The organism is Chryseobacterium indoltheticum (assembly GCF_003815915.1).
Classification (GTDB): domain Bacteria; phylum Bacteroidota; class Bacteroidia; order Flavobacteriales; family Weeksellaceae; genus Chryseobacterium; species Chryseobacterium indoltheticum.
In genome coordinates, this window is the sequence record NZ_CP033929.1 from 1,127,020 (window position 1) to 1,143,617 (window position 16,598).

The 16,598-nt window shown below is 33.6% G+C and carries 11 protein-coding genes and 10 tRNA genes; 20 read left to right on the top strand and 1 reads right to left on the bottom strand.

The features are described from left to right. Positions 1-48: 48 nt before the first annotated feature. From EG358_RS05195 to EG358_RS05285, 19 genes are all read left to right on the top strand, one after another. Entirely contained in the window at positions 49-1,182 is a 1,134-nt protein-coding gene (locus EG358_RS05195; protein WP_076563010.1) for an AAA family ATPase, read from the top strand. Then, positions 1,155-1,898: a hypothetical protein gene (locus EG358_RS05200; RefSeq protein WP_076563012.1), complete on the top strand. Its 744-nt coding sequence runs from the start codon at positions 1,155-1,157 to the stop codon at positions 1,896-1,898. The genes EG358_RS05195 and EG358_RS05200 overlap by 28 nt, the downstream gene beginning before the upstream one ends. Beyond that, positions 1,889-4,291, top strand: coding sequence for a hypothetical protein (locus EG358_RS05205; RefSeq protein WP_076563014.1), 2,403 nt, complete (start codon positions 1,889-1,891; stop codon positions 4,289-4,291). The genes EG358_RS05200 and EG358_RS05205 overlap by 10 nt, the downstream gene beginning before the upstream one ends. Next, positions 4,275-5,924, top strand: a complete 1,650-nt coding sequence (locus EG358_RS05210; protein WP_076563016.1) for a hypothetical protein — start codon at positions 4,275-4,277, stop codon at positions 5,922-5,924. The genes EG358_RS05205 and EG358_RS05210 overlap by 17 nt, the downstream gene beginning before the upstream one ends. Further along, positions 5,917-6,933 (top strand): tetratricopeptide repeat protein, encoded by a 1,017-nt coding sequence (locus EG358_RS05215; protein WP_076563018.1) that lies wholly within the window; start codon positions 5,917-5,919, stop codon positions 6,931-6,933. Before EG358_RS05210 ends, EG358_RS05215 begins: the two co-directional genes overlap by 8 nt. A gap of 843 nt (positions 6,934-7,776) precedes the next feature. Next, a tRNA-His gene (locus EG358_RS05225) sits at positions 7,777-7,849 on the top strand. A gap of 94 nt (positions 7,850-7,943) precedes the next feature. After that, positions 7,944-8,017 (top strand) — tRNA-Arg (locus tag EG358_RS05230). Between the two features lie 7 nt (positions 8,018-8,024). Beyond that, positions 8,025-8,098, top strand: a tRNA-Lys gene (locus tag EG358_RS05235). A 4-nt stretch (positions 8,099-8,102) separates the two neighbouring features. Next, positions 8,103-8,176 (top strand) — tRNA-Arg (locus EG358_RS05240). A gap of 287 nt (positions 8,177-8,463) precedes the next feature. Beyond that, positions 8,464-8,535, top strand: a tRNA-Pro gene (locus tag EG358_RS19585). Positions 8,536-8,541: 6 nt separating this feature from the next. Then, positions 8,542-8,614 (top strand) — tRNA-Glu (locus EG358_RS05245). 223 nt (positions 8,615-8,837) lie between these two features. Then, a tRNA-Asn gene (locus EG358_RS05250) sits at positions 8,838-8,909 on the top strand. An 813-nt stretch (positions 8,910-9,722) separates the two neighbouring features. Then, positions 9,723-9,795: transfer RNA gene (locus EG358_RS05255), tRNA-Glu, on the top strand. A gap of 65 nt (positions 9,796-9,860) precedes the next feature. Further along, a tRNA-Gln gene (locus EG358_RS05260) sits at positions 9,861-9,933 on the top strand. Between the two features lie 8 nt (positions 9,934-9,941). Then, positions 9,942-10,012, top strand: a tRNA-Trp gene (locus tag EG358_RS05265). 130 nt (positions 10,013-10,142) lie between these two features. Then, entirely contained in the window at positions 10,143-10,628 is a 486-nt protein-coding gene (locus EG358_RS05270) for a ribonuclease H-like YkuK family protein (protein WP_076563022.1), read from the top strand. Positions 10,629-10,647: 19 nt separating this feature from the next. Beyond that, entirely contained in the window at positions 10,648-11,193 is a 546-nt protein-coding gene (locus EG358_RS05275; RefSeq protein ID WP_076563025.1) for a 3'-5' exonuclease, read from the top strand. Positions 11,194-11,197: 4 nt separating this feature from the next. Further along, positions 11,198-11,752, top strand: coding sequence for a DinB family protein (locus tag EG358_RS05280; RefSeq protein WP_076563028.1), 555 nt, complete (start codon positions 11,198-11,200; stop codon positions 11,750-11,752). Positions 11,753-12,603: 851 nt separating this feature from the next. After that, positions 12,604-13,704 (top strand): slipin family protein, encoded by a 1,101-nt coding sequence (locus tag EG358_RS05285; RefSeq protein WP_228421475.1) that lies wholly within the window; start codon positions 12,604-12,606, stop codon positions 13,702-13,704. A gap of 130 nt (positions 13,705-13,834) precedes the next feature. Here EG358_RS05285 and EG358_RS05290 read toward each other — a convergent pair whose 3' ends face one another. Continuing rightward, positions 13,835-14,281, bottom strand: a complete 447-nt coding sequence (locus tag EG358_RS05290; RefSeq protein ID WP_076563030.1) for a VOC family protein — start codon at positions 14,279-14,281, stop codon at positions 13,835-13,837. A 470-nt stretch (positions 14,282-14,751) separates the two neighbouring features. Here EG358_RS05290 and EG358_RS05295 point away from each other — a divergent pair, with 470 nt between their 5' ends. Continuing rightward, on the top strand, positions 14,752-16,269 hold the full coding sequence (locus tag EG358_RS05295; RefSeq protein WP_076563032.1) for a TROVE domain-containing protein: 1,518 nt from the start codon (positions 14,752-14,754) through the stop codon (positions 16,267-16,269). The last annotated feature ends 329 nt before the right edge of the window (positions 16,270-16,598 follow it).

Below are 16,598 nucleotides of genomic sequence, written 5' to 3' on the forward strand. Positions count from 1 at the left end.
AAAAAGAAAAGCTGAGAGAAAAATGATGAAAACTTTAAAATTTAATTAATGACTCAAAATATAGAAAAATTAAACAAAGTTCTCGCCTTTGTTAAAGACACTTTTGTCGGGAAAAATGACGTTGTAGATTTGCTCGGAATCTGTTTGCTGGCAAGAGAAAATGCATTTTTATACGGACCTCCGGGAACCGCAAAATCTGCCATTGTAAGAACGTTGGCAAATACGGTGGCAGACGGCAAAAACTTTGAATATCTTTTAACCCGTTTCACAGAACCGAACGAAATTTTCGGTCCTTTTGATATTAGAAAATTAAAAGAAGGAGAATTGTTAACCAACACAGAAGGAATGATGCCTGAAGCATCAATAGTTTTTTTAGATGAAATTTTCAATGCCAATTCGGCGATCTTGAACTCCCTTTTGATGGCTTTAAACGAAAAGATTTTCAAAAGAGGAAAAGAAACAAAAAAACTTCCTGCATTGATGTTTGTCGGTGCAAGTAACGTTCTTCCTGAAGACGAAGCTTTGAATGCTTTATTCGACCGTTTTCTGATCAGAATAAATGTTGATAATGTGAATCCTGATCTTCTTCAACAAGTACTTTTAGCTGGTAGAAAACTCGAAAATATTCTGGAAACCGAAACTCCCGAAATCTTTTCAGATGAAATCCGAGAGCTTCAGAATCTGTGTAAAAGTATTGATCTGAAACCGATTTATGAAGTCTATTTAAATACGATTATCAACCTTAGAAACACCGGAATTGCGATTTCCGACCGTAGAGCGGTGAAGTTGCAAAATCTGATTGCAGCAAGTGCTTTAATTTGTGGTAGAAACGAAGCTATTCTTTCAGATTTATGGGTGTTGAAGCATATTTGGGATACCGAAGAGCAGATTGAAATTTTAGAAGGAATTATCAACAGAACGATTGAAAAAGACGACCATCCGAAATCTCATCCGCAAGCTTTGCAAAATAAAATTCCCAATCCTGAAGAAGTGATGAAAGATGTGAAAATTCTGATCGAAAAATGGAATAGCGGGACATTAAGTTTTGAAGAGCAAAACGTGATAAAAGATAAATTAAGATATCTTCAAACCCGATGCGATTGGATACGAAATCCTGAACAAAAACAATACATTCAACAAGAAATTGAAAGTTTATGGCAGAAGATTCTTCAAACGGTATAAAAATTTTTTGGGCAGAGCTTCCAAAAGCGGATGAAGATTTTCTTGGTGCAATTCGTGATTGGAAAAATGTTCAGATTGCGATAGATGAAGAAGTGATTTGGCTGAAAGGTTTTACCGATGAACAGGCTGCTTCATCGGAAATTCAACAATTGCCGAATTTTATTTTGTATGAATTAAGGGATGGATTGTTATTTCGAAAAGATGCATTGGTTCCGAGTAAAAAAATGAGAATCGCTTTGCTGTGGACTCCGATTGATAAAGCTATAAAGCTCACTTTTCCTATTTCAAATAATAATTTTTTTGGAATTGATGAAAAGGTTGATGTTAAATTGAAGCCTAGTGAAGAAGAACAGCCTGCAATGGCTTTGTTATGTACGATTTCTGAAATTAAAGAAGCAATTACTACGATACCAAAATTCAAATTAGAAAAACTAGATTGGATTGTTATTAATGATAAAACATTATTTCTCGGAACTCCTTTGTTAAGCTTTCCCGGAAAAACTTTTTGGTTAAAAGACGGTCATCTTTTACCGACTGGTTTTGATTTTGAATTTAAAAATCTGAGTTCTTTATTGCAAAGAAAATATAATGCAGATCAGAACCAATGGCTTTTATGGAATGAAAACGGAAGCGTTTTATATCTTAATAAAGAAGATTTCAGAAAAATGTCTGTAAGCTCATTTCGTTTGACTGAAAAATCACGAGAATGGAGTTAACCGAATATTTCCAGTCATATCAAAATTATTTTTGGGAATGGACAACGGATGAGGATGTTCCGGACGATACCGGCTATAATGAAAATAATCTTATTTCGTTTCAGAATATTGGAGCTGTTGTTTATAGACCTTATCTGATTGAGATCTTGAAGGAGCTTCAACTTAACGGTTTACCAATTTTGAGTCCACTTTTATTAGCTTTATATGCAACAAATGAAGGATATTTAGATCTAAAAGGTATTAAAACAAATCTCAGAAAACATCCTTTGGCAGCGCATGAATATGTTAAACATTTGATCCGTCCTGCATTTCAATTTTTAGAAACATTAAAATCTCTCCATAACAATTATAAAAAAGGAAAAAATAGAGTTCTTCTTTTACAGACAATATTCAAGTATGCATCCAATAATGTTTCGGAAAAACAATCGGAATATATTTTAAATGGATATTTACGAAATTCACGAAAAATTACCGATTCAGCACAGAAAATAGAAATTACTGTTTCGAAGTTTTCCAAAGATTTAGGAATCTTGGTTGCTTTGAATGAGAAATTTCCTTCAAGTCAAATGATTATTCAAGTAATGAAAGGTAATTTGGAAATTGCTGATATTGAAGAGGAAGTTATTGAAGAAGAAACAACGATAGAAACCGGTAAAGATTTTATTCAGGAATTAATAGAAGAACCCAAAACTTTCCAGTTTGGAAGCTTAATCAAAAGAATCTGGAGCGGATTAAAAATTCCAATGCGTCATCTTTCTCCCGGTGAACAACCGATTGGAGGCGTTTCGGATATGACTAATAAAGGTGATTTCAGCAGAATGCTTTTGTCGGAATTTGCCAATGAAGATGAGGTTTTTATGAATCGTGTGGCGAATAATGAAGCTTTGTATATTCAGCGTGAAATTCCGCCTGAAGAAAATGTTTTTGAAAGAATTATTTTAATTGATACTTCCCTGAAAAATTGGGGAACTCCGAAAGTTTTGGCATTTGCATCTGCCATTGCAGTTATAAAACATCCAAAAGCGCATTCCGAATGTAAAGTTTTTGCTTTGGGACAAAATTCAATTCCAATTAACCTTGATAAAGTGGAAGAAGTGATTGATCATCTCAATCTCGTAAGTCCGGTTTTGGAAGTTTCCCAATCATTGGAAAAGTTTTTTAGTGAAGAACATACCGAGAAAGATCTTGAAGTTTTTTTCATTACCAATCAGGAAAATTTAGAAAATCAAAAACTGCAGAAAGTGATTCAAGAAAATCGGGATCGACTGAAATTTTTGGTGACGACTTCCGTAGAAGGTGAACTGAATTTTTACAAGCATCATAAAGGAACAAGAAAACACGTTCAGAAGATCATGCTTCCGTTGCAGGAATTGTGGGCAAATCCACCGAAGAGAAATCAAAAAGGAGAAAATAACAACTCTCCGAGAAGTAAAAAGGCAGATGTTCCGTTGAATTATCCGATTTTATTTCCAACCTCAAAAAACAGAATTGCTACATTTTTGTATGAAGGAGAGTTTTTTATTTTAAGTTCTAAAAAACAGTTGCTTAAAACCTATTTGTCAGATAATTATTACAACAAAAACTATTACGATCAGTATAAAATTCATCGCGGTTGTGAGGTTTTATTTGAAGATATTTCTGTGAGACCAAAAGGTCAGTTTGCTTTAGCCAAAAACAAGCAGCAGCAATTTATTTTGTGTCATTATCAACCGGATAAAAAATTGATTTCTAAATTAAATTTAAATACAAAAGAATATTCTGAACTAAATTTGTCTGGACATAAAATTCCTCATCAACATAAATTGACCTATTTCGATAAAAATTTTTATTTACACCAAATTGAAATTCCTTACAATTACAGGATAAACATCGATGGTGATATCTCTTTAGAAGAAACTTTTGACAAGGTTAATGAAATGGATAAAAACAATTCAAAAGTTGAAACCGAACTCAATAAACTGAATAACATTGGAGTTAAAATTTTAAACAATTTCAACAATGTAGGAATCAATTCTGAATTTGGATTAGTGATTTCTAATCATGAACTGACCAAAAATTATGATAATTCATTGGTTTTTTACAGGAATAAATATCCGATGAAGATTTTTGCTCAGCAAAATAAAAACAGATTTACCTTTTCCGAAGGCAGCGAAATTATTACAGATTCCCGTGGAATGCTGACTTTTAAAAGTAGTAATCAAAATGTTCCTGAATTTTATATTCCATCGACAGAAGTTGGGTATTTGGTTTTGGCGAGTCATACAGAGTTTGGAGGTTCAGAATATTATTTGCCTGAAACTACTTTGCTGAAAATAAGAAAAATGGAAGATATGATTTTGGATTATTTAGAACCATTTATTCATCAAATTGTAGAATATGGAACTGAGAATTAAACCTTTTCCGAAAAACAATTATCCTAAAAAAGGACTTTTAATAAAAGGTTCTTCACCATTGACATGGTTGCACGAAATGGAAATTTTAAGAATTGATTTAAATGAAGTTCGGTCATTTCCAATTCCTTCGAACGAACCCAATATTTTGTACGGATGCTTTTTGATCTTTAAAAATCTGGCACCTTCTGAAATTGGCAAGAATTCTTATTTTCAATGTGTCGAAGACAAATTTTTCATTCCTGAAAATACTACTTTTTATCCTAAAATCAATCCTGAAGACTGGCAAAATATCAATGCTGATGTTTTGGTGATGCATCCCGATTTTGGTTTGGTGAAATTAAATGAAGAAATTGATTGGATTTCATTAATTAATCATCCTAAACAAGCGAAAGATAAGATTCGAAAACCATCAAACGGAGTAACAATTCCCCAAGAAATTAAAAGTTTTATGGTGGAAATGGATGATGACCAAGTAATGGAAGCGCTTCAAAAGCCACAAACCGAAGAAGAATGGATGAAAAACCTGCCTTTTGATATGAAAAAGGTAATGGCAGGAAACAAAAAAGAGATTGAAAAATATTTAAAATACATTGAAAAGTATCCTGAAAGAGCTGTAGAATTAGGTGTTCCGCTGGATGTAATGGGAACTTCAAGAGGTGATGGCTTTGGCAAATTCAAGTTTGGAAACTGGTTTCAAAACTTTTTTGGTGGTGGAGATAATTCTTCGGGTGAAACTTCGGGTTCGGAAAATTACCGTTGGCTATTTTTTGTTGCAATTATTTTAATCGTAGCAGCAGGAATTGGCTTTCAGTTTATTAAAGATGAAAATGAGGAACATGTAAATTCAGGGAAAGTTCAACAGGAAGGCAAGATTGGAAAAATATTAGCTTTCAAATCTGGCGTTACAGAAATTGATATAAAAATTGATTCTATTTACAGAAAACGAAGAGGCAAATTGATGAGTGATTTTCTTGAAGCGACGAAAGAATATCAAGAAAAGTCGATGGCTGATGTTGAAAAAGATGTTGAAAAATACAGAACTGATGAAGGAAAAACTAAAGATTCACTCAAAACGATTTATAATAAAAAAATAGTAAAAGTAATTACCCAAAATACTGAAAAATTAAAGCAGAAAATTTCGGATTCACTCAAAAAAGAAGGAAACGGAATACCGGCCGATAAAGGTGTTGTAAGTAAAGTACTCAATAAAAAGCAAATTTTGATGGCGGATTCTTTAGGCAAACTCTACGGAACGATTGAACCGCCAGTTTCCGAAATGGATGAAAATTCGCAGGCATATCTCGAAGGAAATAATGGCGAGTCAACTGATTCTGAAAAAGTTTCGGCATCAGAAATTTTTTGGCTGATAGTTTTAATGGCGGGTGCTGTAGGATTGTATTCATTCCTTTTTAAAAAGAAAAAAATACATTTTGGCGGAGAGAATATTCCTTTAGGGATCAAAATTTTTCTAATGGTTGTTCTGATTGCTTTATTGAGCTATATTTTTTATCCGATCATTGAAATGTTTGGCTATAATTGGTTTGTCTGGGTGTTGATTATTTGTGTAGCTCTTCTTTTGTACAGACTTTTCCGGGAAGATAAAACCATTTTAAAATCTGAAGACAATGAATAAGCAGAAGTTTATAGATAAGTTTTTGAGAGCGCTCGTTGTATTGGCTATCATCAAAATCATTGCGATTTTTACCGAGCTTTTTCAGAAAACATTTTGGAGTGTTATTGGAAATTTGGTCATTTTCATAGTCGTTTTAGTAATTATATTTTTTGTGGTCATCGCTCTTGAAAATAAAGAAAAATCTGGAAATTCTTCAGGAAAAAAGGGAAGTGGCGGAAATTTTTATCTTGAAAATTCTTTGTTTGACAGAATTAGAAACAAGTACGAAGAATTAGCCGAAAAATACATTGCCGAAAAAGATTATACAAGAGCTGCAAAAGTATATATGAATTTGCTGAATGACAATTATCGTGGTGCAAAAACGCTTGAAGATGGTGGTTTGTATAACGAAGCTGCCGTGATCTACCTTAAAAAATTAAAAAATAAATCGGAGGCTGCATCGTGTTTTGAAAAAGCAAAGCAATATCAAAAATCGATTGAACTATATAAAGAGCTCGAGCAAAAAGAAAAAGTGGCTGATCTTTACATGCAGATTAACGATACCAAAAATGCGAATTCTTATTACCAAATGGTCGTTGATGATTATGTAAATAACGATCAGATGGTGAAAGCCTCTCTTATCTATCGCAAAAAAATGGATGTTCCGGAAGAAGCTCAGAAAATTTTACTACAAGGTTGGGAACAAAATAAAGATGCTTTTAATTGCTTAAATAATTATTTTGTTAATATCAATAATGTTGAAGACCTGAATGATACAATTCAAAATTTATATTTAAAAACTCCTTCCGACAAGAAAATAATTTATCTGGAAGCGATGAAACATGAGTTTAAAAAAGATTTAAAACTACAGGAAACAACAAGAAATATCGCCTACGAAATCATTGCTGAAAATATAGAAAACCATTCTTCGATCATCAATGAACTGAAGCATTTCAATCCAAAAGATGAGGTGATTTTAAAAGATATTTCGAGATACAGAACGGGGAGAAATAAAATGTTTAGGAATTAATAACAGTGCTGATTTGTCATTGCGAGGAGCAAAGCGACGAAGTAGTCTCAAAGTAAATATGATATAATTAGAGATTGCTTCACGTTCGTTCGCAATGACAAAATAAAAAACTTTTAAGAAAAACAATTATCTTTGCCTCAGTAAAATTATGACAATACAAAGAGCACATATCAGTTTAAATCTATGCGATCGCCCTGTAATAAAGGGATCGTTTGGATATGAATGCATGATATGGAATGAGGTGAAATGTGCTTGCTTTGAAAATTTTTTACTGTAAACTCGTAAAGATTTAATCAAAATACTGCAGAAACGCCTCGGTCATCGAGGCGTTTTTTGTGTTTTTAGGGTAGAAATTATTTAGAATGAAAAAAAATAACCATAAAAGTGAAAATAATTTAAATAACAATGAACAAATAATTAGAAAATAAGACGTGATAGGAAAACCAATGAGAGACAGTCATTTAGGTAAAATTGATATCTGTAAAATATTACGGACAGAAATTCTCTATGCTAAAATTAAATATAATTAATTGATTTTCAAATAGTTAATTGAAAAATAAATTTGTGAGTTAAAAAAATTCATGCTTACTTTGCAACCGAAAATTAAAAGCAACACGTTTTTAATCTTTTCAAAAAACAATTTTAAACAACAAGAATATAATGAAACAATTACATAACATATCTAATCAGTATTCAAGACGACACGGACAAGAGCCGATGGGACTTGCGTGTATTCTTGATAGTGAATTTGTGGATAAAAGGTGCTTATATAAATGGGTCAGCTAATATAGCGACACGTCAAAATATATAAAGCGCCTCCCGAAAAGAGGCGCTTTTTTTTATGGTTTCTTTAGCTTATTTGGTAAAGCGCCGGTCTGTGGAACCGGAGAACAGGGTTCGATCCCCGAAGATACCCAAAAGTGTGAATAGTCAATGGTGAATTTTGCTCGCAAGTGAATTTTAAAAATTGACAAGCAAAGCGAATTGACGATTGACAATTCACAAAAAATAATCTCATAGCTCGATTGGATAGAGCGTCGGTTTACGACACCGAAGGTTGAAGGTTCGAATCCTTCTGAGATTACAAATAGAATCTCATAGCTCAAATGGTTAGAGCACCGGTCTTTTAAACCGGGGGTTGAAAGTTCAAATCTTTCTGGGGTTACAAAGATCTCGTAGCTCAATTGGATAGAGCATCGGTTTTCTAAACCGAGGGTTACAGGTTCGATCCCTGTCGAGGTCACAAAAGGAGAGTAGGTAAATATTGGTTTGTTGCGGCTTACTGCTAATGAGTTCTACGACAGTAGTGAAGATTCGATTCCTTTGCTCTCCGCAAAAAAAGGTCTATTGAGGTAATGGTAACCTACCTGACTGTCGCTCAGGCACTGCGAGTTCGAAATGCAAAGCATTCGTGAATTCAAAAGAAAAAATATATGTGATGATGAACAATCTCGCATAGACCGCAAAGATTCACGGAAAATTTCCGATCCGACTGTCTCTCGGAAAAGAATTTTGAAGTGAATCTGCAAACTGGAAAGATAACGGTGGTTGTTTACCCGCCTTGGACGCGGGAGGTCGCAAGTTCGAATCTTGCTTTCCAGACAATTTGCTCCATTCGTGTAATGGTTTAGGACGGCTGCCTTTCGAGCAGTAAATAAGGGTTCGATTCCCTTATGGAGTGCAATAATGTGAATGGTCAATAGTGAATTTCACTTCGTAAGTGAATTTGAAAATTGATAGCAAAGAGAATTGATAATTGGCAGTTCACATAAAAGATTTCGTAGCTCAATGGGTTAGAGTATCGGTTTCATAAGCCGAAGGTTGAAGGTTCGAAATCCGAAGGATTCGTGAATACAAAAAATTAAATATAAAATTCATGAACAATCCTTCCGAAATTACAAAATGATTCTGTAGCTCAATGGTAGAGCGCCGGTCTGTTAAACCGGAAGTTGAGAGTTCGAGCCTTTCCGGAATCGCAAAAAAAACTAAATGTTAATTGTTTCAAAGAGAAAGAAAAAGTTTGTCGAGAGCAGAAGATCTTTACGCCAAAAACACAATATAGACAGGCTTTTTCTTAACTCAAAAAATAAAAATTAATAGATGAAGGTTGGAAGATGGATGAAGGAAGTTTAAACTTAATATAAATTTTTAGGTGAAAATAAAGTTTGTCAAAGCGCAGAAGTTCTTATATCAAACAAAAAATTAAGACAGGCTTTATTTTTTAATTAGAAGTTAGATGTTAGAAATTAGAATTTAGAAACTTGATATTTCTAAAAACTATCAACTAGAAACCAACAACTAGTTTAAAAAAACGATGGTTCGCCGAAGTGGAAGAGTCGGGATGGTCTGCAAAACCGTTGTGAAAACTGAGTGGGTTTGAATCCCATAACCATCTCAAATAACTAAAATGAGATTAGTTCCGAAGAAAAAGTAAAAGTTTGTCGAGCGCAGAAGTTCTTATATCAAACTAAAAAAAATAATGACAGGCTTTGTTTTTCTTCACAAAAGAAATTGGGTTAAAAATTAGTTGGAAAATTACTCATTACCAATTATTTATTACCCATGAAAAAAAGGGAAGTACGCCGAAGTTGGAGAGTCGGGGCAGACTGTAAATCTGTTGCTTTATTGCTGAGTAGGTTCGAAATGCTTAGCATTCGTGAATTCATTAAAAAGAAATAAAAAATTCATGAACAATCCTACTACTTCCACAACGCTTATAATGTAATGGCAGCATGCAGGAAATGTACTCTTGTTGTTTAGGTTCTATTCCTAGTCAGTTTGTTTTAATCGCTCTATTCGTCTAACCGTTCAGGACGCCTGCCTTTCGAGCAGAAAACAAGGGTTCGATTCCCTTATAGAGTACAAAATATAAGTAATGATTGATGTGCAATGAGTACTCAAAACTCATAATTTATAACTCAAAAAACTGATTCATAGTGTAATTGGTCAGCACACAAGACTTTGACTCTTGTTGTTCAGGTTCGAGTCCTGATGAATCAACAAAAATTGCTTCGATAATGTAATGGCAGCATCTCAGTCTCCAAAACTGATGGTATTGGTTCGAGTCCAGTTCGGAGCGCAAAACGGTGAATAGTCAGTCGTGAATTTTGTTTCACAAGTGAATTTAAAAAAATTAACAAGCAAAGCGAATTGACTATTCATAATTGACATTATTAACAAATAAGTATTTAAACAAACATGTAGAAAAAATGGAAACGCAACAACAAACATGGCAAAACATGACCGGAAAAATTTTCCAAAACTCTATCACACAGTTGGTAGAAGAAGCCATCATTCGCGAACAGGCAAATGGACATCGACTGAAAGTGTGTGTGGGTTCAGACTCCCACGTTTATGGTGATGCCATTAATTATGCTACGGCAGTTGTCTTTATTCGTGAGGGAAAAGGAGCGTTTACCTTTATCAGAAAAGAAAGAGAAATACAGAATATCAGTATCACAGAGCGAATGTTGAACGAAGTCAACAAATCCGTAGAAATTGCCTACGCCATTTGCTCTATTCTAGAAATTTATGATGTGGAAATGGAGGTACACGCAGATATTAACACCGATCCGGATTTTAAATCCAACGTCGCTCTGAAAGATGCAATGGGATATATTCTGGGGATGGGTTATATATTTAAAGCAAAACCGTACGCTTTCGCAAGTTCCAATTGTGCTGATATGATGGTGTAATTTTCAAAAAATAAATAAAATGTTTTTATACGACAAAGTAATCGTCATAGATATTGAAGCCACGTGTTGGGAAAAAGGACAAATCCCCGAAAATCAAAAAAGAGAAATCATTGAAATCGGAATTTGTAAACTCAATATGTCGGACGGAAGTATCGAAGATAAAAGAAGTTACTTGATAAAGCCGACACAATCGCAAGTAAGTGAATACTGTACACAACTTACGGGAATCACTTCTGAAAAATTAGAGAAAGAAGGAATTTCTTTTAAAGAAGCTTGTTCAAATATCAAAAACAGATACAATTCATTACGAAGAACATATGCTGGTTATGGCGGATTTGATAAATCGATTATGGAAAGTCAATGTCAAGAATTTGATGTTAAATTTCCTTTTAGTGAAACTTATCTTGATGTGAAAGTGCTGATAAGTTTGATGAACGGAGAAAAGCCAATCGGACTTTTGAAAGAACTTGAGGCAAGAAATATAAAATTTGAAGGGAGTGCGCATAGTGGAGCAGACGATGCTTTCAACACAGCGAAATTATTGTATCAAGTTTTAAAAAGTTAAAGCAATGGATATTTTTAGATTAATTCAGGATATAAAAACCCATTTGAAACTCAGTTTTGATGAGGTTGACAGGTGGTTTGAGAAAAATAAAGAAACGTTGAATTTTCAACCTTCAAATGGAGGTTGGACGGTTCAGCAGATTTTAGAACATATTTATTTAACGAACTTTTATTTGTTGATTCTTATTGAAAAAGGTAAAAAAAAAGCAATGAGGAATTATCTTAATCTTGATTTAAATATTGAAATAGAAAATTACAGTTTCGATAAAGAAAAGTTTGATAAAGTAGGTGAATATGGTGCTTTTGAATGGATCAGACCAGAACATATGGAGCCAAAAGGAGAATTAAGTTTAGATGAAATGAGAAGTGTAATTTCTCAACAATATCATCAATGTTTAAACTATTTAGATTTAATGAGAAACGGGGAAGGTCTTCTTTGTAAAACGACAATGACAGTCAATGAATTAGGGAAAATAAATGTGTCTGAATATATCTATTTTCTTTCGCTTCATGCTCAAAGGCATATTACTCAGATGAAGAACAATGAACTAAATAAATAAAATATTTTCCAATTAAATTTTCCTACGCAAAAAGACTGCGCATTTTAACTTTTACTTTGCATAATCAAAAGGACAAAACACTAAAATTTTGAAAATGAATTTTAGTCAAAATATCAGACAGGTCTTGTTGGGTGTTTCTGTATATCACCATTGCAGAATACTTTGTTGAGAAACATGATTGTATTCTGTTCAGCTTGATTTGAAGGTTTAAGGAGTTTACCAAAAAACTTCTACATTTTTCTAGGTATGGAGGTTCGATTCCTCCCTGTGAATGGACACAGTAGCTAAATGGTATAGCAGTGGAAATCTTAGGATGCGAGGGTTCGATTCCCTCTCTCAATTTAGGTTTGAGATAGCTCAGTTGGTTAGAGCACTACACTTTTAATGTAGATTGAAAATAGACTCAAAATCTATTTTTTATTAGAGTTTGAATATCTCGTTAAAAATATTCCTCATGGAAAGTCTAAGATTTTTTCGGTTGTTAAATCAACAATTTTGAAAAAGCTTGTAAGAAAAGTTTTTTCTGAAAATGAAATTTAATTGATGAATAAATGATTGTTAGACAAATTTTCTAAAAACTACGGTTTTCTGCGTGAGCGATGGTAGCGGATACCCCACAGTGAAGAGGCAAAAGCCGATGAACGAGGAGTAGAAGCGGACGTAGCGACCCAAGCTGTTGCTTTCAGCGATGGAAAAGGGACACGCCCAAAATCTGATTCATTAGAATAAGTTTAAGAATGTTAGTCTGAAATTGAAATAATTTTTTTGAAATACTTTGCTTCCGCTATTTTTTGGAAGAGAGAATCTTGGTTTTTCCTTTTTATTAAAATTAATAACACTTTAAATAAAATATGATGGTAAGAAATGTACAAATTAAAGCATACCAAATTGGTTTGGTTTTTAAAAATCGAAACTTAATTGAAATCTTAAAAGAAGGAAATTATTGGATTTTCGGAAGTAAATCTGTGGAAGTCTATGAAACGAAATCTCAGTTTAAAGCAGGAGAAGATTTGAATCTTTTGCTTAAAAATGAAAGTCTGGCTTCAATGCTAGAAGTAGTTGAGGTAAAAGATGGCGAAATGGTTCTGGTCTATGAAAACGGTATTTTTAAAGAAGTATTGAATGTAGGGCAATACGCTTTCTGGAAAGATGTTTTGAATAGAGAATTTCAAAAAATAGATCTGACAAAAGTAGAAATCACAGAGAAAATTTCTAAAACAATTTTGGAAAATTTAAAGTTGAAAAACTTTGTAAGAAAATTTGTTGTGACCAATCAATATAAAGGACTTTTGATAATTGACGGAAAACTGTCAAAGGTTTTGGAAGCCGGAACTTACTACTTCTGGAATAACGAAATTTCTATCGAAATTAAAGCAGTTGATACAAGAATGCAGCAAATGGAAATTGCCGGTCAGGAATTGTTGACAAAGGATAAAGCGATGCTTCGTATCAATTTTTATGTGCGTTTTCAGGTGGAAAATATTGAGAAAGCATTGATGAATAACAAAGAATACGATAAGCAACTTTATATTTTGATGCAGTTGGCTTTGCGTGAATTCGTCGGAGCTTTAACGTTGGACGAATTGTTAGTGAAAAAAGATTCTGTAGGTAAAGAAATTCTGGAAAATCTTGGTAATAAAGCCGAAGATTTAGGTTTACAAGCTTCTGATGCCGGAATCCGTGACGTGATTTTAACAGGAGAAATGAAAGAAATCATGAATCAGGTTTTGATCGCTGAGAAAAAAGCTCAGGCAAACAGCATCATGCGTCGTGAGGAAACAGCTTCCACAAGAAGTTTACTGAACACCGCAAAATTAATGGAAGAAAACGAAGTGCTTTGGAAGCTTAAAGAAATGGAATATATGGAGAAAATCGCTGACAAAATTGGAGATATCACCGTTTCCGGAAACAGCAATATTGTTTCTCAGCTAAAAGAGATTTTTGCGAAATAATCAAAGACAGGTTTTCATTTTTGAAAATCTGTCTTTATTTGTTATAACCAGGAAAGAGTCCCGAAGGAATGATTTAGCAAAGGATTGTATAAAATCCAATTAAAATCAACATACAAATCGTAAGTTTTTTTTAATTTTCTTTCAACCACTCCTCATAAGAAAGTACGCCCAATTCCGGTTTTCCATCACCTTCCAGAATTGAAATAAATTCCAGTTGATTTCCATCAGGATCATTAAAATAAATCGCCAAAGCGGGCATCCATGCAAAAACCATAGGTTCATCAAGCCCGTCTTTCAGGAAATTGTAAGGTTTTAAATTTTTATTTTTTAAAAACTCGACTGAATAATTTAGAATATCTTCTTTATCAGCAGAAAAAGCAAAATGTCTCGTTTGTAAATTTTCTTTCTGTTCCCACAAACCAAGCATCGCTTCTTTGTTTTTTCCGATCCATAAAAAAGCAATGGGACGGTTTTCATCTTTATGAGCAAATTCCAATCCTAATACTTCAGTGTAAAATTGAATAGCACTTTCCAAATTGCTTACCTGAACATGAGTTTCATATAATCCTTTAATCATAGCTTAAATTTAATGTACACAAAGCTAAACAATGAATTTTCTAAAACTTCAAATGGGCAATTCCTTTATATAAAATGAATGATAGACAGATTGTATTTGGTTATTAGTTTTTAAATATTCAAACATTATTTTGTCATTCACAGCGAAACGAAGTGTAGCGTGGAATCTGAATAATTACCAATACTTTGCTGAGATTCCTACGGAAAGACAAACTCTTTTTAAAATTGCTTCTTCATTTCATCCCTCACAACGATAACACAATCAATTTTTCGCAGATAAAATCCTTGTGTCTTAAAAACAGTTTGTAACAAAATAAAGCTTTACGTCTTTGCGATTTTCCAACAAATGAAAACTTTTTTAAAAATCTTTTTACTACGCAAAAACACTGCGCAAGAACACTATTACTTTGCATAAGAAATCAGAGAGGAAGTGATAATCTTCCAAAAATGTTTAACAAAAAAACAGTAACCATGAAATTTAATTTTTTAAGAAAATCAAATAATGTAGTAATGAATTACGAAGGTTCAAAAGCTTACAAAATGACACCTGCAGAAGAATTGTATAGTGCTGTTGTTACAACAGGATTATCAAACGCAACTTATGAAAAAGGAAATGAAAGATTTGCGAGAATCCAGTCTCTGATTCAAAAAAACGAACCAGATTTCGTTGCAAAATTAGCAGTTTATGCAAGAAAAGAGATGTATTTACGTTCGATTCCATTGGTTTTGACGACAGAATTGGCTAAACAAACTTCAGGTATAGACTTGGTAAGCAAAACCGTTGACGGAGTTATCCAAAGAGCTGATGAAATCACAGAATTGCTGGCGTATTATCAATTGGCAAACGAAAGAACGGAAACTAAAAAGTTGAATAAACTTTCAAAGCAAATTCAAAAAGGTTTGGTAAAATCTTTCAATAAATTTGATGAATACCAATTCGCAAAATACAACAGAAAAGCAGAAGTTACTTTAAAAGACGCTTTGTTTTTGGTTCACCCAAAAGCAAAAGACGAAAATCAACAGGCAATTTTCAACAAAATCGTAAACGATGCGTTGGAAACTCCATACACTTGGGAAGTTGAACTTTCCGTTTTAGGTCAGACAAAATTTGCTGATGAAGCAGAAAGAAAAGCAGCTTTCAAAAACAAATGGGAAGAATTGATTTTCAGCAACAAACTGGGTTATATGGCAACGTTGAGAAACTTGCGAAATATCTTGGAAGCGAAAGTTTCATCAGATGCGATGTACAAAGTGTGCAACTATCTGTCGGATGAAAAAGCGGTGAGAAATTCAAAACAATTGCCATTCAGATTTTTGGCTGCGTATAGAGAATTGAAAACGATCGATTCACCTTACTTGTCATCAATTTTGGAAGCATTGGAAGATGCCGTGATGGCGAGTGCAAAAAACATCAAAGGTTTTGGCTTCGAAACTTCGGTATTGATTGCGGCAGACGTTTCGGGTTCGATGCAAAAGCCAATTTCTCCGAGATCTAAAGTTTTGTTGTACGATATCGGTCTGTTAATGTCGATGATGTTGCAGGCGCAGTGCAAAAACGTGATTACAGGTATGTTTGGTGACCGTTGGAAAAGAGTCCCGATACCGAAAAACGGTATCTTGAGAAACGTAGATGCATTCTATAAAAGAGAAGGTGAAGTGGGTTATTCCACAAACGGTCATCTTGTGCTTGAAGATTTGATCAACAAGCGAGAAATTGTTGACAAAATTATGTTATTTACCGATACTCAAATGTGGGATACCGGTGGATTTTCGAATGCTTTCAGAAACTCATGGAGCCGATACAAAAAGATGAATCCAAACGCAAAATTGTATATATTTGATTTGGCTGGTTACGGAAAACCACCGTTGGATGTCAGAAAAAATGATGTTTATCTTATCGCAGGTTGGTCCGACAAAATTTTCGATGTATTGAATGCTTTGGAAGACCGAAAATCTGCAATAGAAATAATTAAAAAAGTAGTGCTGTAAAAGGCACTGCTTTAATTACAATAAATTATAAGTGATAAATGATGAGTGTGATTTTTATCCTGAATATTACTGTAATTTAGGAGCTTAATCCCGCTTTTCACTATATCTTTTTCGCCAGCGCTTTTTTCAAGCCATTTCAGAAAAAGGATGCCGTTGCAATGGTAAGTTTGCATTAGTAAATGTACTTTAATAAATTAGTTAAAAAATTAACCTAAAGATAAAAGCAGCAGGATAAAGGCAGACGCTTCACTGATACTTAGATATCGTCCCCGATTTTATTCCCCTGCTGCTGTTTTCTTCCAAATCCGGATAGAACGTTGTTTAGCCAT